Below are 20,306 nucleotides of genomic sequence, written 5' to 3' on the forward strand. Positions count from 1 at the left end.
ATCCCCCCCCCCCCCTCCCCCCCCCCCCCCCCCCCCCCCTCCCCTCCCCCCCCCCCCCCCCCTCCCTCCCCCCCCCCCCCCCCCCCCCCCCCCCGCGCGTGCGGCCGGGCTCAGCCGGCGTAGTACAGGCTGTGCAGGCAGGCGACCAGGCTCCGGGCCTGCACGTTGACGTAGTGGCTGTGCCGCAGCAGCTCCGACAGCTGGTGCAGGGTCACCCACCGGTGGGCGGGTGACGCGGCGTCCAGGCCGTCCGGGGCCTCGACGACGAGGTACCGGTTGAGCGCCCGGTGGAACCGGCCGCCCTCCTCCGAGAGGACCGTGTCGTACCGCACCGCCGCGGGGTCCGCGTCCAGCACCGCGTCGAGGAACCGCGGCAGCGCCCCGTCGGGGAGGCCCGTGTAGCTCTCCGGCACGCACTGCACGGTCGGTCCCAGCTCCACCACGTCGCTGAACCCGGGCTCCACGCGCGCGTGGACCAGGACGTGCAGCACCCCGTCGATCCGCCGGGTGAGGAAGGCGATCACCCCCCGGCCCACCGGCTCGATCATCGGCTGGTTCCAGTGCCGCACCTCGCGCCCGCCGGCTTCCACCCGGACGCCGATGACGTCGAAGAAGGCGCCGGTGTCGTGGCGTATCCGGTCCTTGTCGCGGGTCCAGCCGGTGAGGCCGTCCAGGGGGGTCCGGCGGACCGTCAGGTCCTCGCCCGCCCGGCGGTCGGTGATCCAGCCGAGGATCTCCTCCATGGTGTGGACGCTGCCCGCCGCGGGGTCGCCGGAGCACCGGAGCGCCCGCCGGAAGGGGTCCGGGTCGTCGTCCGCGTCCGCTCCGGGGGCGGTGAACGGCAGGCAGGACAGCACGGTCCGGCAGTCCATGTTGATGGTGTCCTCGCGCCCCAGCAGCTCGTGGATCTGGCCGATCGTCAGCCAGCGGTAGCCCTCCCGGGCCTCGACCGGCTCCAGCAGCTCGACCACCATGTTGCGGTTGCGCTTGCGGTAGAACCAGGAGCCCTGCTCCGACTGGCGCACGTCGGCCAGCACACCCGGCCGCCGGTGCGCGTCGAGGAAGTGCTCCACGTACGGCACGGCCAGCCCCTGGTGCACCCGTGTGTAGTTGCTGCGGGTGGCCTGCACGGTCGGGGAGACCTGGAGCCCGTTGGCGTTGCCGGGTTCGACCTTGGCCTGCACGAGGGCGTGCAGCACCCCGTCGATCCTGCTCACCAGCAGGCCGAGGATGCCGATCTCGGGCTGGAGGATGATCGGCTGCGCCCACCGGGGCACCGGCGCGCCCTGGTGCTCCACCGCCACTCCGTGCACGGTGAAGAAGCGGCCGGTGTGGTGCCCGAGGTCGCCGGTGGCCGGGTCGGTGACCCAGCCGTCGAGCTCGTCGAGCCCGACCCGTTCGACCCGGGTGTAGGCCCTCCGGGCGTGGCCGGCGAACCAGTCGGGGAAGTCCGACAGGTCGCCGAGGGGCCCGGTCGAGCGCAGCCGGGCGGAGTCGTCGATCCACCGTGCGGTGTCCGCCCGCGACGGCCGCGCGCCGGGGTGCGGGAGGGGAAGGGGGACGTTCACCGAAGCCTCCTCGGGCCGTTCCGTCGGGTTCTCCGCGTTCTCCGCGCGTGTGTCCGGCTCGGCCGGTTCATCCGGTCCCTCCCGCCGGCTCGGCGTCCCCGGCCGCGTCCCACATCGCGCGCAGCGACGCGTCGAGGGGGATCAGCGGCCGCCAGCCGAGGAGGTCGGCGGCCAGGGCGATGTCGGCACAGGTCCAGCTTCCGCCCTTGCTGGCGACCTCCGCCGGGCGCAGCCGCACGGCGGAGGGGTCGGCCCCCGACACCTTGACGAGGACGGCGACGAGGTCGGCCATCGGCACCGCCTCCCCGCGCCCGATGTTGACCACCCGGCTCCGGCCGGGCGCGGCGACCGCCGCGACCGCCGCCCTGGCCAGGTCCCGCACGTCGACGAAGTCGCGGCGGGCGGCGGCGACGTCGAGGGTGAGCGTCCCGCCCGGTGAGAGGGCGCGCAGCCGCTCCGCGACGACGCCGAGGAAGCTCGCGGTGGTGGTGTGCGGTCCGCAGACGTTGACGGCCCGCAGGACGAGCGCGTCGATCCGGCCGGTGCGCGACTCGGTGAGCAGGTGCTCGGAGCCGGCGCGTTTGGTGGCGCCGTACGGGGTCAGCGGGCCGGGGGCGTGGTCCTCGCCGATGAGAACGCCGTCCTCGACGGGGCCGTACTCGTGGATCGAGCCGATCTGGACGACGCGCAGCCGCCGGCCGGTCGCGGCGCAGCCGTCGGCGAGCCGTCGCGGCAGGTCGACGTGGGCGCTGCGCATGCTCTCGGCGGTGGTGCCCCAGCCGCCGGTGGCGTTGACGACCGCCGTCACCGCGTGCGCGTCGAGGAGGGCGGCGAGCCGGGCGGGTGCGGCGGTGGCGACGTCGAGGCGGACGAGGGCGCGGGTGTGCGGGGCGGGGCGGCGGGCGACGGCGAGCACCCGGTGCCCGGTCCGGAGGAGTTCGGCGCAGACGGTGCGTCCGACGGATCCGGTGGCACCGAGCACCGCGACCGTGCCGGCGGGCCCGCCCTTCGGGTCGGGCTCCATGGGGGCGCTCAGCGCGGGCCGCCGGAGCCGGAGGGCCAGAGCCGGTCCTCGACCGCCCGGGAGACGGTGTAGTCGGGGAGGATGCCCTTGTCGCGGGCCTCGGCGAAGGAGAGGGCCTCCCGGTCGCGGTCCGACTGCACGACGTCGAGGCCGGAGGGGAGGGTGATGCCCAGGTCCTCGTCGAAGACGTCGAGGGCGAGTTCGTGCTCGGCGACGTAGGCGCCGGTGAGCATGTACGACATCACGGTGTCGTCCTCAAGGGCGACGAAGGCGTGCCCGACGCCGACCGGGAAGTACGAGGCGCGGAAGTGGAGCTGGTCCATCTCGACCGCGTCCCACCGGCCGAAGGTGGGCGAGCCGACCCGTAGGTCGACGACGATGTCGACGGCCCGGCCGCTCGCGCAGTACACGTACTTGGCGGTGCCGGGCGGGGTCACCGTGAAGTGGATGCCGCGGATGGTGCCGCGGCGGGAGACGCTGTGGTTGGTCTGGGCGACCGGGAAGCCGGGGCGTCCCAGGGCCTCGGCGAACGCCTCCTGCTGGAAGGGGGAGACGAAGAGGCCGCGCTGGTCGGCGAATTGGCGGGGGGTGAACTCGTACGCCCCCTCGACCTTGAGACTTCGGACCTGCATCGTTCGGTTCACCGTCCGGGGGTAGTCGGGTACGTCGGGGGTTCCGGGGGCGCCGCCGGAGCCGCGGCCGGGCCGGTCACCGGCGGCGGTGCTCGACGGCGAGCCGCTCCAGTGTGGGAACGACCTGCGCCGGAGCCGGGGCGGCGAGCGCCTCGCGCCGCAGGGCCATGGCGTTGCGCTTGAACCCCGGCTCCTCCAGGAGCCGGACGAGGAGCTCGCGCAGGCCCTTGGCGCTGAGCTTGCCCGGCACGTAGAGGCCGGCGCCGTGGGCTTCGAGGTAGCGGGCCTTGTTGATGGTGTCCCAGACGCCGTCGACGACGATGAGCTGGGGGATGCCGTGGATCATCGCGGTGCCGAAGCTGCCGGCGCCGCCGTGGTGGATGACCGCGTCGCAGGTCGGCAGGAGCGCGTCGAGCGGCACGAAGTCGACGGCCCGGACGTTGTCCGGGACGGTGTCGAGGTCCTTGAGCTGGTTCTTGTCGAGGGTGGCGACGACCTCGACGTCGTCGAGGCCGGCGACCGCCTCGAGGAGGTCCCCGATGGAGGCCCGGTCGCTGCCGAGCACCTCGCGGTGGGCGACGCCGAGGGTGAGGCAGACCCGGCGGCCGCGCCTGGGCGGTTCCTGGAGCCAACGCGGCACCGTGGACTGGCCGTTGTACGGCACGTACCGCATCGGCACGTAGTCCAGGTCGACGGGGAGGCGCATCGACCGGGGCATCGGGCAGACGGTGAAGTCACCGGTGACCGCGGCCTCCTCGAAGGAGGCGCCGTGCCGCTCCAGGCTCCAGGTGAGCCACTCGCGGAGCGGGTCGTCGCGCTGCTCGGGGGGCCGGGAGGCGAGCTGCTCCAGGAAGGTCTGGCGCATGTTGCCCGCCAGGTCCATGCCGAACATGACCCGGCCGTGGGCGGTGCCGGTGGCGATCGCGGCGATGGCGCCCGCGAAGGTCAGGGTGTCCCAGAGGACGAGGTCGGGCTTCCAGGAGCGGCAGTGCTCGACGAGCTCGTCGACCATCCGGTCGGAGCAGCAGTTCTGGAAGACCACGGAGGTCATGGCGGTGAACACGCCCAGCGTGTACTCCGGGGTGAGGCGTTCCGGGCGGGTCTCGCTCATGTCGAGGCCGACCTGTGCCTGGCTCTCCAGCTGGTCGACGTCCTGCCCGATGTTCTCCTGGGTCTCCTGCATCTGCTCGTCGAGGTGGAGCTCCTCGCCGACGCCGACGGCGGTCAGCCCGGTCTTCGTGATCTCCTCGGCGAGGTCCGGATGGCTCGCGATCCGGACGTCGTGTCCCGCGGCCCGCAGGGCCCAGGCCAGCGAGACCTGCGCATGCATGTGCGACTTGGCGGCGAAGGTGGTGAAGAGTACCCGCATCCCTACCCCTGTTCCGGCGAAGGCCTGTCTGTGTCCGACGTCCGCACCACCCTCGGACCACGGCCTCGTACGTCGGTCGAGAGTCGTTGCAGGGGCACTCGACCGGGGCCCGCGCGCGATTCCGACGGGTACCTGCCGCCTGGAGAACAGCAGGTCATGCACTACCTTGGAATCCGGTCGGCGGACTCCGGCCACGTGCGGAGTGCCGGTTCCGGTCCCGCGCCGGAATCACTTCGGACATGCAGCAGGGAGACCATGTCAGCCACACGATTGCTGGTCCTCGGGGTCATGCGGATGCACGGCAAAGCGCACGGCTACCTGGTCCGTTCCGAGTTGGTCTCCTGGGGCGCGGACGAGTGGGCCCACATCAAGTTCGGCTCGATCTACCACGCGCTGCGCCAGCTGGCCAAGGAAGGGCTGCTGACCTTCACCGACATCCCCGACTGGCCGGGCCGGGTGGACTACGAGATCACGCCGGCGGGCGAGGAGGAGTTCCTCCGCCTGCTCCGCGACGCGCTGAGACTGGGCAACAACCGCCCGGACATGCTCGGGGCGGCGGTCGTCCTGCTGCCCTCCCTGCCCCGCGAGGAGGCGATCGGTCTCCTGAGGGAGCGGATCGCCTCGCTCTCGGCCCGTCAGGGCGGGGTGGTCGACCGGGTGGACGAGACGGCGAGCGAGCAGCCGGACCGTGCCCATGTGCGGGAGCTGATCGGGCTGTGGGAGCACAGCGCCGCCAGCCAGGCCGTGTGGGCCCAGGGGCTGATCGACCGTCTGGAAGCGGGAGCGTACGTGATGTACGGGGAGAATTCGGCCTCCTGAGGCTCCGGGGGCGACCCCGCCGGTGGAGCGACCGGACGCCAGGTGGTACTCAAGTTTGTGCACTCATGGTGCCGGACCCAGGAGGACATCACCGTGCCGATCATGCTGAGCCCGCAGGACGTGGACGACGTCTTCGACGACGAGGCCTTCCTCGAGGAACGCTTCGCCGACGTCCAGCGGCTGCTCCTCGGCTCCCGCCGCGCCCCCTGCGCCGACACCCTCGTCGACGTCCCCTCCAGTCGATTACGGCTCACCGCCCGGCCCTACTCCCCCGGCCCCCTCGGCCCCTGCTCCACCCTCCGGATCGACCCCTCGTCGCCCGCGGCCCCCGCCGCCGGCCGGGTCGAACTCGTCCTCGCCGACGACGGCTCGCTCCTCGGCCTCGCCGACGCCGGAGCCCTCGACGGCTGGCGCGCCGCCGTCCCCTCCGGCCTCGCCGCCCGCTACCTCGCGCCCCCCGGCCCGCAGGCCCTGGGCCTCTTCGGCGCCGGCGAACAGGCATGGGCCTCCCTCCTCGTCCTGCGCCGCGCCCTCCCCTCCCTCGCCGTCGTCCGCGTCGTCGGCCGCGACCGGGCCCGCACCAGGAACTTCGCGCTCGCCGCCAGCCGGCACACCGGCCTCACCGTCCTCGCCTCCGACGACCCCCGCGCCGGGGCCCGGCACGCCGACGTCGTCGTCGCCACCGGCGGCCACCCGCCGGTCCGCGCCGACTGGCTCACCGCCGGCGCCCTCCTCATCGACCAGACCGACACCACCCGCCCGCCCCGGCCCGCCCGTCCCGCCGTCCGCAGCGTCCGCCTCGCCCCCGCCGGACGGCCACCGGCCACCGGCCCGTCCGGCTGCCTCACCCTCGGCGAGATCGTCGCGGGCCGCGCCCTGCCCCGCCGCGCCGGCGCCGACGTCGTCCACTACCGCTCCGACGACCTGGCGGGCTGGAACAGCCTGGCCGCCACCGCCGGACTGAGCCAGGCATGGCGCCGCGACCTCGGCACCTCGCTCCCCGTGGGCCGCTCGGGACGCTGACGCAAGGGCGCCGTCCAGCCATCTTCTAGGTCTCCGCTAGGGCCCCGCGAGCCACGTCGCCGAGGGTGGCAGCTCCGTCCCGGCACAGTCGCCGCCGGACTCCCGGACGATGAGGAGACCGCTGCCATGTCAGCTGAGCAGCCCGGCCCCACCACGAGCGGCCCGGCCACGTTCGTCAACAGCTTCACGCTCCACACCAGCCCCGAGATGTTCGAGGAGATCTTCGCCCGCACCGCCCGGTTCCTCGAGGACCGGCCCGGCTTCCTCGGCTACACCCTCGTCCGCCACGTGGACGAACCCGACCGGTACGTCAACATCGCCCGCTGGAGCGACCCGGACGCCTTCCGCGCCGCCGTCACCGACGCCGGGTTCGCCCCGCACGCCCAGGCCCTGCGGGCGGTCAGCACCAGCAGCTCGAACCTCTACGTCGAGCGCCGCAGCGTCACCGCGGAGACCCGATGACCCGGCGCGTCGCCATCACCGGCATCGGCGTGATCGCCCCCGGCGGCATCGGGACCAAGCAGTTCTGGGACACCGTCACCGCCGGCCGCACCGCGACCCGGCCCATCAGCCTGTTCGACCCGGCCCCCTTCCGCTCCCGGATCGCGGCCGAGTGCGACTTCGACCCCGTCGAGCACGGTCTCGTCGGCGAGCACGTCGAACAGCTCGACCGCGCCGCCCTGTTCGCCCTCGCCGCGCTGCGCGAGGCGGTCGCCGACAGCGGTCTCGTCGTCGACCCCGACCGGGCCCACCGCACCGGCGTCAGCCTCGGCAGCGCCGTCGGCTGCACCCAGAAGCTGGAGCAGGAGTACCTCGCCCTCAGCGGCGGCGGCCGGGAGTGGCTCGTCGACCACACCGCCGCCGGCAGCCGCCTCTACGACCACTTCGTGCCCAGCTCCATGGCGGCCGAACTCGCCTGGGCGGCCGGCGCCGAAGGCCCCTGCACCGTCGTCTCCGCGGGCTGCACCTCCGGCCTCGACTCGGTCGGGCACGCCGCCACCCTCATCCGCGAGGGCGCCGCCGACGTGATGATCGCCGGAGCGACCGACGCCCCGATCTCCCCGATCACCGTCGCCTGCTTCGACGCCATCCGCGCCACCTCGCCCCGCAACGACGACCCGGCGACCGCGCTCCGCCCCTTCGACCGGACCCGCAACGGCTTCGTCCTCGGCGAGGGCGCCGCCGTCCTCGTCCTGGAGGAGCTGACCGCCGCCCGCCGCCGGGGCGCCCGCGTCCACGCCGAGATCGCCGGCTACGCCTCCCACGGCAACGCCCACCACATGACCGGACTCCGCCCCGACGGACGGGAACTGGCCGCCGCCGTCACCGACGCCCTCGCCGAGGCCCGGCTCCCCGCCGACGCCCTCGGCTACGTCAACGCCCACGGCACCGCCACCCGGCAGAACGACGTGCACGAGACCGCCGCCCTCAAGCGCGCCCTCGGCGCCCACGCCGCCCGCGTCCCGGTCAGCTCCATCAAGTCGATGATCGGCCACTCCCTGGGCGCCATCGGCTCCATCGAGATCGCCGCCACCGCGCTCGCCCTCACCCACGGCGTCATCCCGCCCACCGCCAACCTCCACGACCAGGACCCCGAACTCGACCTGGACTACGTGCCGCTGCACGCCCGGGAGACCCGCATGGACAGCGCGCTCACGGTGGGCAGCGGCTTCGGCGGCTTCCAGAGCGCCATGGTCCTGCGCCTCCCCGAGGGGAGGGCCGCGTGAACGTCGTCGTCACCGGCATGGGCGTCGTCGCCCCCACCGGCCTGGGACTCGGCCCTTACTGGGCGGCGACCCTCCGCGGCGCGTCCGGCATCCGCCGCATCCGCGCCTTCGACCCCGACCGCTACCCCACCCGGTACGCCGGCGAGGTCACCGGCTTCGACCCGGCCGACCACCTGCCCAGCCGGCTCGTCCCGCAGACCGACCGCATGACCCAGTTCGCCCTCGCCGCCGCCGACTGGGCCGTCGCCGACGCGGCCGTCGACCTGGACGCCATCCCCCCGCTGGACCGGGGTGTCGTCACCGCCGGCGCCTCCGGCGGCTTCGGTTTCGGACAGCGCGAACTCCAGCACCTGTGGGGCGAGTCTCCCAAGAAGGTCAGCGCCTACATGTCCTTCGCCTGGTTCTACGCCGTCAACACCGGTCAGATCTCCATCCGGCACGGACTCAGCGGCCCCACCGGCGTCTTCGTCGGCGAACAGGCCGGCGGCCTCGACGCGATCGCCCACGCCCGCCGTCAGGTCCGCTCCGGCACCCGGCTGATGCTCGCCGGCGGCCTGGACTGCTCGCTCTGCCCGTACGGCATGGCCGCCCAGCTCGCCGGCGGCCGGCTCAGCCCCGGCGCGTACCGCCCCTTCGACAGGCGCGCCGACGGGCACCTCCCCGGCGAGGGCGGCGCCATGCTCGTCCTGGAGAGCGCCGAGCACGCGCGCGAACGCGGCCGCCACCCGTACGGCGAGATCGCCGGCTTCGGCTCCACCTTCGACCCCCGCCCCGGGTCCGGCCGCCCGCCAACCCTGCGGCGCGCCGTCGAACAAGCCCTCGCCGACGCCGGCACGGCCCCCGGGGAGATCGCGCTCGTCCTCGCCGACGGCGCCGGCCGGCCCGAACCGGACGCTGCCGAGGCCGCCGTGCTCGCCGAGGTCTTCGGCCCCCGCGGCGTCCCCGTCACCGTGCCCAAGACGGGCACCGGCCGCCTCTACTCCGGCGCCGGACCGCTCGACGTCGTCACCGCTCTGCTCGCCCTGCGCGACGGACTCGCCCCGCCGACCCCCGGCGTCGACCGGGTGCCCGACGCGTACGGCCTCGATCTGGTCAGGGACCGGCCGCGTCCCGTCACCGGTACCGCCGCCCTGGTCCTCGCCCGTGGTCACCACGGCTTCAACAGCGCCCTGGTCGTCCGCTCCGCGGACCGCGCCGTCCCCGCCGGAGCCGCCGCGTGAACACCGGACAGCTGTACGTCCAGGGCACCGGAACCTGGCTGCCGCCCGCCGAACGGGTCGCCGACGCCGTCGCCGACGGCCGCTGCGACCCGGCCGTCGCCCGCGCCACCCGGATGGAGTCGGTCGCCGTCTCCGCGGGCGACGCCGGCCCCGAGATGGCCGCCCGGGCCGCGCGCACCGCACTCGCCCGGGCCGGGGCCGGTCCCGCCGACATCGACCTGGTGCTGCACGCCAGCTTCTACCACCAGGGCTTCGACATCTGGGCCCCCGCCTCGTACGTCCAGCACCACTCCGTCGGCAACCACAGCCCGGCGATGGAGATCCGGCAGGTCTCCAACGGCGGCATGGCCGCTCTCGACCTGGCCTGGGCCTACCTCGCCGCCGACCCCGGACGGTCCGGCGCCCTGCTCACCACCGGCGACCGCTTCTGCCCGCCCGGCTTCGACCGCTGGCGCAGCGATCCCGGCACCGTCTACGCCGACGGCGGCACCGCCCTCGTCGTCTCCCGGCGCTCCGGCTTCGCCCGCGTCCGCTCCGTCGCCACCGTCTCCGCCCCCGACCTGGAGGGGATGCACCGCGGCGACGACCCCTTCGCGGCCGCCCCGCTCGGCCACCGGCCGGTCGTCGACCTGGAGGCGCACAAGCGGGACTTCCTCGCCCGCTACGGCACGTCCCCGGCCGTCGCCCGGGTCTCCGCCGGCCAGGAGACGGTGGTCGAGCAGGCGCTCGCCGAGGCCGGAATCGGGCTCGGCGATGTCGACCGCTTCGTCCTGCCCCACCTCGGCCACCGCCGGCTCCACGTCGCCTACCTCGCCAAGTTCGGCATCGACCCCGAACGCACCACCTGGTCCTGGGGCCGCACCGTCGGACACCTCGGCGCCGGCGACCCCTTCGCCGGACTCGACCACCTCGCCTCCGGAGGACTCCTCCGGCCCGGCGACACCTGCCTCCTCTTCGGTGTCGGCGCCGGCTTCAGCTGGTCCTGCGCCGTCGTCGAGATCCTCACCCAGCCCGCCTGGAGCGACCGATGACCGACCCCGCGGCGCGGCCCGCCGGCCTCCCGGACGACCGTCCCGTCGCCCTGCTGCTGCCCGGCCAGGGCTCCCAGCACGTCCGTATGGCCGCCGGACTCCACGGCGTCGAGCCCGCCTTCACCGAGGCCATGGACGAGGCCCTGGCCGCGCTCGCCGCCCCCGGTCCGCTCGGCCGTCGGACGACCGGGCTGCGCGAGGACTGGCTCGACAGCCCGGACAGCGCGGTCATCGACCACGTCACCCGCTCCCAGCCCCTGCTCTTCGCCGTCGACTACGCCCTCGGCCGGCTCGTCCTCGACTGGGGCGTCCGACCCGTCGCCCTGCTCGGCCACAGCATCGGCGAGGTCGCCGCCGCCGTCCTCGCCGGGGTCTTCACCCTGCGGGACGCCGCCGCCCTCGTCCACGACCGTGTCACCCGGCTCGCGGACACCCCGCCCGGCGGCATGGTCGCGGTCGCCGCCGCCCCGGAGGAGATCGCCCCGCTGCTCGGCGGCGAGGTCGTCGTCGCGGCCGTCAACGCTGCGCGCCAGACCGTGCTCGCCGGACTCGCCGAACCGCTGCGCGCCACCACCGGGGAACTGCGGGCCGCCGGCTTCGTGGTGCGGCCGGTCGCCGCCTCCACCGCGTTCCACAGCCCGGCGCTCGCCCCCGCCATGGAGGGCGCCGACGACCGGATCGCCGCCCTGCCGGTCGGCGCCCCCGTCATCCCCGTCGTGTCCGGCTACACCGCCCGCCACCTGACCCTCTCCGAGGCGAAGGACCCCGGGTTCTGGTCCCGGCAGCCCCTCGACCCGGTGCTCTTCCGGCCCGCCCTCGACGCCCTCCTCGACGGCCGGGACCTCGTCCTCGTCGAGGCCGGGCCCGGCCAGGGCCTCTCCCAGCTGGCCCGCCGGCACCCGGCCGTCCGCTCCGGCCGGTCCACCACGGTCCCGCTGCTGCCGGCCTCGGCCGGCCCGCCCGGGGCCGACCTCGCCGCCGTGCGCGCCGCGGCCGAACGGCTCCGGCCGACTCCGCTCCGGCCCGGGCGGACGGACCCACGGGGGGTGTAGCCCGAGTCGAGTGCCCCTGGAGGTGGCGTGGTTAGCGTCGGAAGCGCTCTCCCGCCCTCCCCGTACGAAGGCCGTGTGCCGTACCACCGCAACGGCTCGTGGACCGCGGGACGTTCAGGACCTGCGCGTCACGTACCAGACCTGCCCACCCCCGGACCCGAGGGTCCCTTCCCAGGACGGTGTCATGCTGACCGAGCAGACCAACAGCGAGCTGGGCCGCCACCTGCTGACCATCCGAGGCGTCCAGTTCATCTTCGGCGCCCAGGGCGATCCCTTCGCCCTGATCCTCCGCGCCGGCGACGACGACCCGCTCAGCCACGGCGAGCGCGCCCGCGAGCTGGGCCTGCACGAGAGCGCGGCGGGCGCGTGGGTCACCGCGAGCCACGCGCTCGGCGCGCGGATCCTCGGCGACCCCCGCTTCTCCGCACGCCACGCGGAGGAGGGCCCGCAGCACCACCCGGGCGTCGACGTCTGGGACGACCCGCTGCTCTGCCACGTCGTCCCCGTCGACGACGCCCGTCTCAACCTCGAACCCGCCGCCTACGAGCGGCTCGCCGCGATCGGCGCCCCGCTCCTCGGCGCGGACGCGCTGGCCGGCCGGACCGCCGACGTGGAGCGCGCCTACCGGGAGGCGCTCGCGGCCGCCGGTGCCCGCTTCGACCTGTACCGGGACGTCGCCGTCCCCGCCGCGCTCACCGTGGTCGCCGAGCTCCTCGGGCTGCCGGCCGGCGGCCGGGAACGGCTCGCCGAGCTGCACGCCGGACTGTCCACGGCCTTCGACGCCGGTCACTGCCCGCAGCAGCTCCCGGCCGCCCGCGCCTTCCTCGAGGCCGAGACCGCGCTCTCCGACGAGCTGGGCTCACTGGTCGCCTCCGGCCTCGCCACCGGCCTCGCGGGGCTGCCCGGATCGAGCCCCGAGGACGCGGTCGCGATCGGCGTGCTCGTCGCCGTCGTCGGCGTCGAGGCCACCGCGACCGCCGTGTGCAACGCGGTGGAGACCCTCCTCGCCCACCCCGGGCAGTGGGAGCGCCTGACCCGTGACCCGTCCCGTGCGGCCGGGGCCGTACGGGAGGCGCTGCGGCTCTCGCCGCCGCTCCGCTTCGAGAGCCGGATCGCCCGCGAGTCCGTCGAGCTCGACGGACGGACCGTCGAGGAGGGCAAGCGGGTCGTCGTCCTCGTCGACGCGGCCAACCGCGACCCGGAGGTCTTCCCGGACCCCGGCGCCTTCGACCCGGAGCGCCCCGGGGAGCTCTCGCTGACCCGTACCGGCGGGCCGGCCGACGCCGTCACCGCCGGCCTGGTGCGGATCCAGACGGAGGCGGCCGTCCGCGTCCTCGCCGAGCAGCGGCCCGCCCTGCGGATCGGCGCCGAGGTGCTGCGCCGCTCCCGTTCCGCCGTCCTGCGCGGTGTGCTGCGCTTCCCCGTCGCATGAGCCGCCCGGTCCGCCCGTCGCCCACCACGGAAGGAGGCGCGCGGTGCGCGTACTGCTGACGGCGTTCGCCCAGGACGCCCATCTCAACGGGATCGTGCCGCCGGCGTGGGCGCTGCGCACCGCCGGCCACGAGGTGCGGGTCGCCGTCCAGCCCGGTGCGGTCGAGTCCGTCACCCGGGCCGGTCTGACCGCCGTACCGGTGGGCGAGGACCACCGCATGGACGACGTCATCCGCTCCGTCGGGCAGGGGATGCTCCTGCACCACCTGGACCGGGACTACCTGGAGAACCGGCCCGAGCGGTTGAGCACCGACTACCTGCGGGCGTCCGACGCGATCCTGACGTCGACCTTCTACACGCAGATCAACAGCGAGTCGATGATCGACGGGCTGGTGGAGTACGCCCGGTTCTGGCGTCCCGACCTGGTCCTCTGGGAACCGTTCACCTTCGCGGGGGCCGTCGCGGCGAAGGCGGCGGGGGCGGCGCACGCCCGGCTGCTCGCCTTCCCCGACCTGTTCGCGCGCACCCACCTGGAGCTGCGCCGCCGTCAGGCGGAGCTGCCGCCGGAGCTGCGCGACGACCCGATGGAGGAGTGGCTCGCGTTCACCCTCGACCGGTACGGGGCCGCCTTCGACCCCGACGTCGTCACCGGGCAGTGGTCCGTCGACCAGATGCCCGCCGGGGTGCGGATGGAGCTGGGCCTGCCCCGGCTGCCCATGCGGTACGTCCCGTACAACGGCCCCGGTCCGGCCGTCGTCCCGAAGTGGCTGCGCGAGCCGCCGGAGCGGCGCCGGGTCTGTCTGACCCTGGGGCTGACGATCCGGGACACGGAGTTCCCGAACGCCATCGACCTCGACGAGGTGCTGGCCTCGGTCGGCGACCTGGACGTGGAGGTCGTCGCCACCCTGAGCGACACCGAGCTGGCCGGGATCTCGAAGGTCCCGGACAACATCAGGGTGGTGGACCACGTCGCCATGCTGGCGCTGCTGCCGACCTGCTCGGCGATCGTCCACCACGGCGGCGCGGGCACCTGGGCGACGGCCGCCGCCTACGGCGTGCCGCAGGTGGCGCTCGGCTGGATGTGGGACGCCATCTACCGGGCGCAGCGCCTGGAGGACCTGGGCGCGGGCCTTCACCTGCACTCGGAGGGGCTGAGCGTGGACGTGCTCCGCGACAAGCTCGTCAGGGTGCTGGACGAGCCGTCCTTCCGGGAGGGGGCGGAGCGGCTGCGCCGGTCGATGCTGATGGCGCCGGCCCCCAACGAGGTCGTGCCGGCCCTCGAGAAGCTGACAGCACGGCACCGTCCGGCGACCGCCGGGCGGTGACGGCCCACACGGCGGGCGGGCGCGACGGGGCCGGATCTCCCGTCCGCCCGCCGTACGACAGGAGGGAACAGGCGTGAACATCCTGGTGACCGGCGCGGCCGGTTTCATCGGCTCGCACTTCGTACGCACGCTCCTCGACGGCGTCTGGCCGGGGCACGAGGGCGACCGGGTGACCGCGCTGGACCGGCTGACCTACGCGGGCACGCTGAACAACCTGCCCCTGGGACATCCGCGGCTGGCCTTCGTCCGGGGCGACATCTGCGACTCGGCGCTGCTGGACGAGGTGGTGCCGGGGCATGACGCCGTGGTGCACTTCGCCGCGGAGTCGCACGTGGACCGCTCGGTGGAGGGTGCCGAAGCGTTCGTCCGCACCAATGTGCTCGGCACCCAGGCGCTGCTGGACGCCGCGCTGCGGCACGGTGTCGGGACCTTCGTCCAGGTCTCCACGGACGAGGTGTACGGGTCGATCGCGGAGGGGCGCTGGACCGAGGAGGAGCCGCTGCTCCCCAACTCGCCGTACGCGGCCTCGAAGGCGGGCGCGGACCTCCTCGCCCGCGCGTACGCCCGTACCCACGGCCTCGATGTGCGGATCACCCGGTGCGCCAACAACTACGGTCCCGGGCAGCATCCGGAGAAGCTGATCCCGCGCTTCGTCACCCGGCTCCTCGACGGGCTGCCGGTGCCGCTGTACGGGGACGGATCCCACCTCCGGGAGTGGCTGCACGTCGACGACCACTGCCAGGCGGTACGGCTGGTGCTCGACCGGGGCCGGGCCGGGGAGGTCTACAACGTGGGCGGCGGCACCACGCTCAGCAACATGGAGATGACCGCCCGGCTGCTGGACCTGTGCGGGCGGGGCTGGGACCTGGTGGAGCGGGTCGAGGACCGCAAGGGCCACGACTTCCGGTACGCGGTGGACGACGCCAAGATCCGGCGCGAGCTCGGGTACGCGCCCCGCAGGTCGCTCAAGGCCGAACTGGCCGCGACGGTGGCCTGGTACGCCTCTCACCGCGACCACTGGGAGGCCGCCGGCACCGGTCCGCGCCACCCTTGCTAAAACTTGAATATCCAGAGCGCCCTCCCCTATGCTCGCCGGGTACCCAAATTTGAGCACTCAGGCGAGCGCCTGAAAGAAGGGGTGGGCATGGCTGACGCCGATCTGGCGATCAAGACCGAGGCTCTGAGGAAGGAATACGGCGACAAGGAGGCCCTCTCCGGGTTCGATCTAGAGGTGCCGCGGGGCGTGGTCTACGGACTGCTCGGCCCCAACGGCGCCGGCAAGACCACCGCGGTCCGCGTCCTGTCCACCCTGCTGAAGGCGGACGGGGGAACGGCCCGCGTCGCCGGCTACGACGTCTCCACCCAGGCCGCCCAGGTCCGGCAGCGGATCGGCCTGCTCGGCCAGCACGCCGCCGTCGACGAGGACTTGAGCGGCCGTCAGAACCTGGTGATGTTCGGCCGCCTCTACCACATCGGCAAGCGCAGCGCGCGGCTCCGCGCCGACGAACTCCTTGAGCGCTTCGGCCTCACCGAGGCCGGGAACAAGCCGGCCAAACAGTACTCCGGAGGCATGCGGCGCCGCCTCGACCTCGCCGCCAGCCTCATCCTCGCCCCCGGCGTCCTCTTCCTCGACGAGCCCACCACCGGCCTCGATCCCCGGGGGCGCAATGACGTCTGGGAGTCCGTCCGCGGCCTCGTCGCCGACGGGCGCACCGTGCTGCTCACCACGCAGTACCTCGAAGAGGCCGACCAGCTCGCCGACATGATCTCCCTGATCGACGGCGGCCGGGTCGTCCAGACCGGCACCCCCGACCAGCTCAAGAACATGCTCGGCGGAGACCGCATCGAGGTCGTGCTCCGCAGACCGCACGAGCTCGACACCGCCGGCCGGATCATCGGCTCGCTCCTCGGCGCCGCCCCCGACGTGGACGCGGACAACCGCCGCGTCGGCGCCGTCGTCAAGGACCGGGTCGCCGCCCTCACCGCCGTCGCCCGCGCCCTCGACGAGAACCACATCGAGGCGGAGGACATCGCCCTGCGCCGCCCGACCCTCGACGAGGTCTTCCTCAGCCTGACGGGCAACGGGGCCGCCGTCTCCGCCGAGCAGCGCGACAAGGAGGTCATCCCCTCGTGACCACGATCATCGCCCCCAAGGTGCCGACCAGTCCGGTCGCCAAGCTGGGCTGGATCCTCGCCGACTCCTGGACGCTCACCCTCCGCGGACTGTCCCACTGGGCCCGCAACCCCACCCAGATCCTCGCCGGACTCGCCTTCCCGATCCTGATGGTCCTGCTCTTCGGCGGCATCTTCGGCAGCGGGATGCAGGTCGAGGGCGGCGGGGACTACATGGAGTACCTGATGCCCGGCATGTTCGTCATGTCGATGGCCTTCGGCATCGGCGAGACCATGGCCGGCGTCACCGCCGACGCCTCCAAGGGCGTGACGGACCGCTTCCGCTCCATGCCCATGTCCGCCGGATCGGTCGTCCTCGGCCAGTCCATCGTGAACATGCTGTACAGCAGCGTGGTCCTCGTCATCCTCATGGGATGCGGCGCCATCGCCGGCTGGAGCTGGCACGACGGTTTCGCCCCGGCGCTCGGCGGCTTCGCCCTGCTCCTCCTGCTCCGGTTCGCACTGCTCTGGGTCGGCATCTACCTCGGCCTCGTCATCAGCTCCCCGGAGGCGGCCTCCGCCGTCTACACGCTGCTGTTCCCGCTCGGCATCGTCGCCAACACCTTCGCCTCCCCGGAGATGATGCCGGGCTGGCTCGGCGCGATCGCCGAATGGAACCCGCTCTCCTCCACCGCCCACGCCACCCGTGAACTCTTCGGCAACCCGGGCGTCGGGGGCACCTCCTGGATCGCCGAGAACGCCATGCTCATGTCGTTCGTCTGGCCGCTCCTGATCCTCCTGGTGTTCTTCCCCCTCGCCGTCCGCAAGTACCGCGCCCTGAGCCGGTAGCGGATCCCGACCGGGTGCGGGCCGGCAACCCCCGAACGGCCCGCACCCACCCGCCTCCCGGGCCCCCGTGCCGGGGCCCGGGAGGCCCCCTCCGTCGAGCGGGCGCCGAGAGCCCCGCGAGGCGGAGTCGACCGGCCCCGGACCGACCCGGCCTAGCGTGCGGACATGACGCTCTTCGACATCCCCATCGCCGGACTCGACGGAACCCCCGACCTCCTCGGCCGCCACCGTGGCAGCCCCCTGCTCGTCGTCAACGTCGCCTCCGGGTGCGCGCTCGCCGCCGGGCAGTACCCCGCCCTGGAGGCGCTCGCGCACGAGCACCGGGCGGACGGCCTCGTCGTCGTCGGCGTGCCCTGCAACCAGTTCGGCGCACAGGAGCCGGGCACCGCCGAGGAGATCACCGCCCACTGCTCCGTACGCGGGATCACCTTCCCTCACACGGAGAAGACCGAGGTCAACGGGGCCGACCGGCACCCGCTCTACACGGCCCTCACACCGCTCGCCGACCCGGAGGGCCACACCGGCGACGTGCGCTGGAACTTCGAGAAGTTCCTCGTCTCCGCCGCCGGCCACCCCGTGGGCCGCTTCGCGCCCACGGTCGACCCCCAGGACCCCGCCCTGCTGAAGGCCGTCCGCGCCCAGCTGCGATGAGTCCGGAGGGCCGACGCCGCCGTACCGCACGGCGTCCGTCCCGCGACGCCACGTCACACGACACAGAGAGGACCATGCGTGAACCAGACGCCGCCCACCGCACCGGACGAGGGCATCCGGGTCGTCGGTGCCCGGGAGAACAACCTGAAGAACGTCTCGCTCGTCATCCCCAAGAACCGGATCACGGTCTTCGTCGGCGTCTCCGGATCCGGTAAGTCCTCCCTGGTCTTCGACACCGTCGCCGTGGAGGCCCAGCGTCAGCTCAACGCCACCTTCCCCTGGAACATCCGGCACGACCTCCCCAAGTTCGAACGCCCGCACGTCGACGCCGTCACGAAGATCACCACCCCGGTCGTCGTCGACCAGCGCCCCCTCGGCGGCAACGCCCGCTCGACCGTCGGCACCGTCACCGACGTCTACACCGTGATGCGCGTCCTCTTCGCCAACCACGGCAACGACGGCCTCGGCCAAACCTGGCTGTACTCCTTCAACGACCCCAAGGGCATGTGCCCCGAGTGCGAGGGGCTCGGCCGCGCCCGCCGCCCCAACCCCGAGCTGATGATCGACCGCTCCCGGTCGATCGCGGAGGGCGCCATCCGGCTCCCCGGGCACACCGTCGGCAGCACCAGCTGGCAGTTCTACGCCCACTACGAGCACCTCGACGCCGACAAGAAGATCGCCGACTACACGGAGAAGGAGCTCCACACCCTCCTCCACGGCAGCGGCGGCACCGTCGAGATCACCTACCCCAACGGCAACGTCCTGGCCCTCAAGTACGAGGGGCTCGTCGACAGCTTCGTCCGCCGCCACCTCAAGCGCGACTCGGCCGGCATGAGCAAGGCTGCCCGCGACGCGGCGGCCGAGTTCTTCACCGAGGGCCGCTGCCCCACCTGCGAAGGCGCCCGCCTCAACCAGAAGGCCCTGGCCACCCGGATCGACGGCCGGAACATCGCCGACTGGTCCCAGATGCAGGTCAGCGACCTCATCGGCGTCGTCGCCGCGCTCCAGGAGCGCCTTGACACGCCCCTCGTCACCACCATCCGCGAGACGCTGGAACAGATCGAGTCGATCGGCCTGGGCTATCTCACCCTCGACCGCTCCACCTCCAGCCTCTCCGGCGGCGAGGGTCAGCGCCTCAAGCTCGTCAACCACCTCGGCAGCGAACTCACCGGCCTCACCTACATCTTCGACGAGCCCAGCGTCGGTCTGCACCCGCGCGACGTCAGCCGGCTCAACGAACTGATCCGGGCACTGCGCGACAAGGGCAACACCGTCCTCGTCGTCGAGCACGACCCCGACGTGATGGCCGTCGCCGACCACATCGTCGAGATCGGCCCGCGGGCCGGCGTGCACGGCGGCACCGTCGTCTTCGAGGGGAGCCAGGCCGAACTGAAGGAGGCCGACACCCTCACCGGACAGGGGCTGCGGCGCACCGGCGGGCTCAAGGAGACCCCGCGCCCCTTCGGCCGGACCCTGCCGGTCCGCGACGCCCGCGTGCACAACCTGAAGAACGTCTCCACCGAGATCCCGGCCGGCGTCCTCACCGCCGTCACCGGCGTCGCGGGCGCCGGCAAGAGCTCGCTCATCGCCCACGCCTTCCGCGAGCAGTACCCGAACGCGGTCTTCGTCGACCAGTCGTCCATCCCGCGCTCCTCCCGCTCCACCCCGGCCAGCTACCTCAAGCTGATGGACCCGATCCGGAGGCTCTTCGCCAAGGCGAGCGGCGAGGACGCGAGCCTGTTCAGCTTCAACTCCAAGGGCGCGTGCGAGGAGTGCGAGGGCCGCGGCGTCCTCATCACCGAGGTCGCCTACATGGACCCGGTCACCACCCACTGCGAGAGCTGCGCGGGCCGCCGCTTCAAGGAGTCGGTCCTCCGCCACCACGTGCGCGGCAAGAACATCGCCGACGTGCTGGAGATGTCGGCGGAGGAGGCCGCCTCGTTCTTCCCGTCGGGCCCGCTGCGCACCCGGGTCGGCTCGCTGATGGAGACCGGCATCGGCTACCTCGGGCTCGGGCAGTCGCTCGCGACCCTCTCCGGCGGCGAACGGCAGCGGCTCAAGCTCGCCGACCGGCTTTCCGGCTCGGGCACCGTCTACATCCTCGACGAGCCGACCACCGGCCTGCACCTGTCGGACATCGACATGCTGCTCGGCCTGCTCAACCGGATCGTCGACCGGGGCAACACGGTCGTCGTCATCGAGCACGACCTCGCCGTCGTCGCCCAGGCGGACTGGGTCATCGACCTCGGCCCCGAGGGCGGCAACACCGGTGGCGAGATCGTCTTCACCGGCACCCCCGCCGAGCTCCTGGAGGCCCCGCACTCTCACACTGCGGAGCACCTGCGGCGGTACCTGGACCGGCCCCTCCCGTCGGTCTGACCTCCGAAGGAGGCGGGGGGGGGGGGGGGGGGGGGGGGGAGGGGGGGAAGGGGGGGGGGGGGTGTGTGGTGGGGTGTGTTTTCCTAGTATTTTT

The 20,306-nt window shown here is 73.7% G+C and carries 18 protein-coding genes; 14 read left to right on the plus strand and 4 right to left on the minus strand.

The genetic code is table 11. The annotated features are described in order from the left end of the window. Positions 1–110 precede the first annotated feature (110 nt). The 4 genes from ACZ7HT_RS25760 to ACZ7HT_RS25775 all read right to left on the minus strand — a co-directional run bounded on the left by ACZ7HT_RS25760 (position 111) and on the right by ACZ7HT_RS25775 (position 4,593). Entirely contained in the window at positions 111–1,568 is a 1,458-nt protein-coding gene (locus tag ACZ7HT_RS25760; protein WP_471170229.1) for an NDP-hexose 2,3-dehydratase family protein, read from the minus strand. Positions 1,569–1,635: 67 nt separating this feature from the next. After that, positions 1,636–2,592: an NAD-dependent epimerase/dehydratase family protein gene (locus ACZ7HT_RS25765; RefSeq protein WP_471170232.1), complete on the minus strand. Its 957-nt coding sequence runs from the start codon at positions 2,590–2,592 to the stop codon at positions 1,636–1,638. Between the two features lie 8 nt (positions 2,593–2,600). Next, on the minus strand, positions 2,601–3,224 hold the full coding sequence (locus ACZ7HT_RS25770) for a dTDP-4-dehydrorhamnose 3,5-epimerase family protein (RefSeq protein WP_471170235.1): 624 nt from the start codon (positions 3,222–3,224) through the stop codon (positions 2,601–2,603). Between the two features lie 76 nt (positions 3,225–3,300). Then, on the minus strand, positions 3,301–4,593 hold the full coding sequence (locus ACZ7HT_RS25775) for an activator-dependent family glycosyltransferase (RefSeq protein ID WP_471170238.1): 1,293 nt from the start codon (positions 4,591–4,593) through the stop codon (positions 3,301–3,303). A gap of 255 nt (positions 4,594–4,848) precedes the next feature. Here ACZ7HT_RS25775 and ACZ7HT_RS25780 point away from each other — a divergent pair, with 255 nt between their 5' ends. From ACZ7HT_RS25780 to ACZ7HT_RS25845, 14 genes are all read left to right on the plus strand, one after another. Further along, positions 4,849–5,412, plus strand: coding sequence for a PadR family transcriptional regulator (locus tag ACZ7HT_RS25780; RefSeq protein WP_471170241.1), 564 nt, complete (start codon positions 4,849–4,851; stop codon positions 5,410–5,412). A gap of 102 nt (positions 5,413–5,514) precedes the next feature. Further along, positions 5,515–6,435 (plus strand): hypothetical protein, encoded by a 921-nt coding sequence (locus ACZ7HT_RS25785; RefSeq protein ID WP_471170367.1) that lies wholly within the window; start codon positions 5,515–5,517, stop codon positions 6,433–6,435. Positions 6,436–6,561: 126 nt separating this feature from the next. After that, a complete protein-coding gene (locus ACZ7HT_RS25790; RefSeq protein WP_471170245.1) occupies positions 6,562–6,897 on the plus strand; it encodes an antibiotic biosynthesis monooxygenase family protein in 336 nt (111 codons plus the stop codon). Further along, positions 6,894–8,162 (plus strand): beta-ketoacyl-[acyl-carrier-protein] synthase family protein, encoded by a 1,269-nt coding sequence (locus tag ACZ7HT_RS25795; RefSeq protein WP_471170248.1) that lies wholly within the window; start codon positions 6,894–6,896, stop codon positions 8,160–8,162. The genes ACZ7HT_RS25790 and ACZ7HT_RS25795 overlap by 4 nt, the downstream gene beginning before the upstream one ends. Then, the gene (locus tag ACZ7HT_RS25800; RefSeq protein ID WP_471170251.1) at positions 8,159–9,382 is read left to right on the plus strand and encodes a ketosynthase chain-length factor; all 1,224 of its coding nucleotides are present in this window, start codon (positions 8,159–8,161) and stop codon (positions 9,380–9,382) included. The genes ACZ7HT_RS25795 and ACZ7HT_RS25800 overlap by 4 nt, the downstream gene beginning before the upstream one ends. Further along, positions 9,379–10,413 carry a ketoacyl-ACP synthase III family protein gene (locus ACZ7HT_RS25805; protein WP_471170254.1) on the plus strand — a complete coding sequence of 345 codons (1,035 nt, stop codon included), beginning with the start codon at positions 9,379–9,381 and terminating at the stop codon, positions 10,411–10,413. The genes ACZ7HT_RS25800 and ACZ7HT_RS25805 overlap by 4 nt, the downstream gene beginning before the upstream one ends. Continuing rightward, positions 10,410–11,465 (plus strand): acyltransferase domain-containing protein, encoded by a 1,056-nt coding sequence (locus ACZ7HT_RS25810; protein ID WP_471170257.1) that lies wholly within the window; start codon positions 10,410–10,412, stop codon positions 11,463–11,465. Before ACZ7HT_RS25805 ends, ACZ7HT_RS25810 begins: the two co-directional genes overlap by 4 nt. Positions 11,466–11,649: 184 nt before the next feature. Further along, complete coding sequence (locus tag ACZ7HT_RS25815) at positions 11,650–12,897, plus strand: cytochrome P450 family protein (RefSeq protein WP_471170260.1); 1,248 nt, start codon at positions 11,650–11,652, stop codon at positions 12,895–12,897. Positions 12,898–12,940: 43 nt separating this feature from the next. Next, positions 12,941–14,221 (plus strand): activator-dependent family glycosyltransferase, encoded by a 1,281-nt coding sequence (locus ACZ7HT_RS25820; RefSeq protein ID WP_471170263.1) that lies wholly within the window; start codon positions 12,941–12,943, stop codon positions 14,219–14,221. Positions 14,222–14,294: 73 nt separating this feature from the next. After that, positions 14,295–15,278 (plus strand): dTDP-glucose 4,6-dehydratase, encoded by a 984-nt coding sequence (gene rfbB / locus ACZ7HT_RS25825; RefSeq protein WP_471170265.1) that lies wholly within the window; start codon positions 14,295–14,297, stop codon positions 15,276–15,278. 87 nt (positions 15,279–15,365) lie between these two features. Next, positions 15,366–16,355, plus strand: coding sequence for an ATP-binding cassette domain-containing protein (locus tag ACZ7HT_RS25830; protein WP_471170267.1), 990 nt, complete (start codon positions 15,366–15,368; stop codon positions 16,353–16,355). Then, on the plus strand, positions 16,352–17,182 hold the full coding sequence (locus tag ACZ7HT_RS25835; RefSeq protein WP_471170269.1) for an ABC transporter permease: 831 nt from the start codon (positions 16,352–16,354) through the stop codon (positions 17,180–17,182). Before ACZ7HT_RS25830 ends, ACZ7HT_RS25835 begins: the two co-directional genes overlap by 4 nt. 165 nt (positions 17,183–17,347) lie before the next feature. Then, entirely contained in the window at positions 17,348–17,833 is a 486-nt protein-coding gene (locus ACZ7HT_RS25840; RefSeq protein WP_471170272.1) for a glutathione peroxidase, read from the plus strand. Between the two features lie 78 nt (positions 17,834–17,911). Then, positions 17,912–20,212: an ATP-binding cassette domain-containing protein gene (locus ACZ7HT_RS25845; protein ID WP_471170275.1), complete on the plus strand. Its 2,301-nt coding sequence runs from the start codon at positions 17,912–17,914 to the stop codon at positions 20,210–20,212. Positions 20,213–20,306 lie beyond the last annotated feature (94 nt).

It is taken from the genome of Streptomyces sp. NPDC037410 (genome assembly GCF_055602235.1).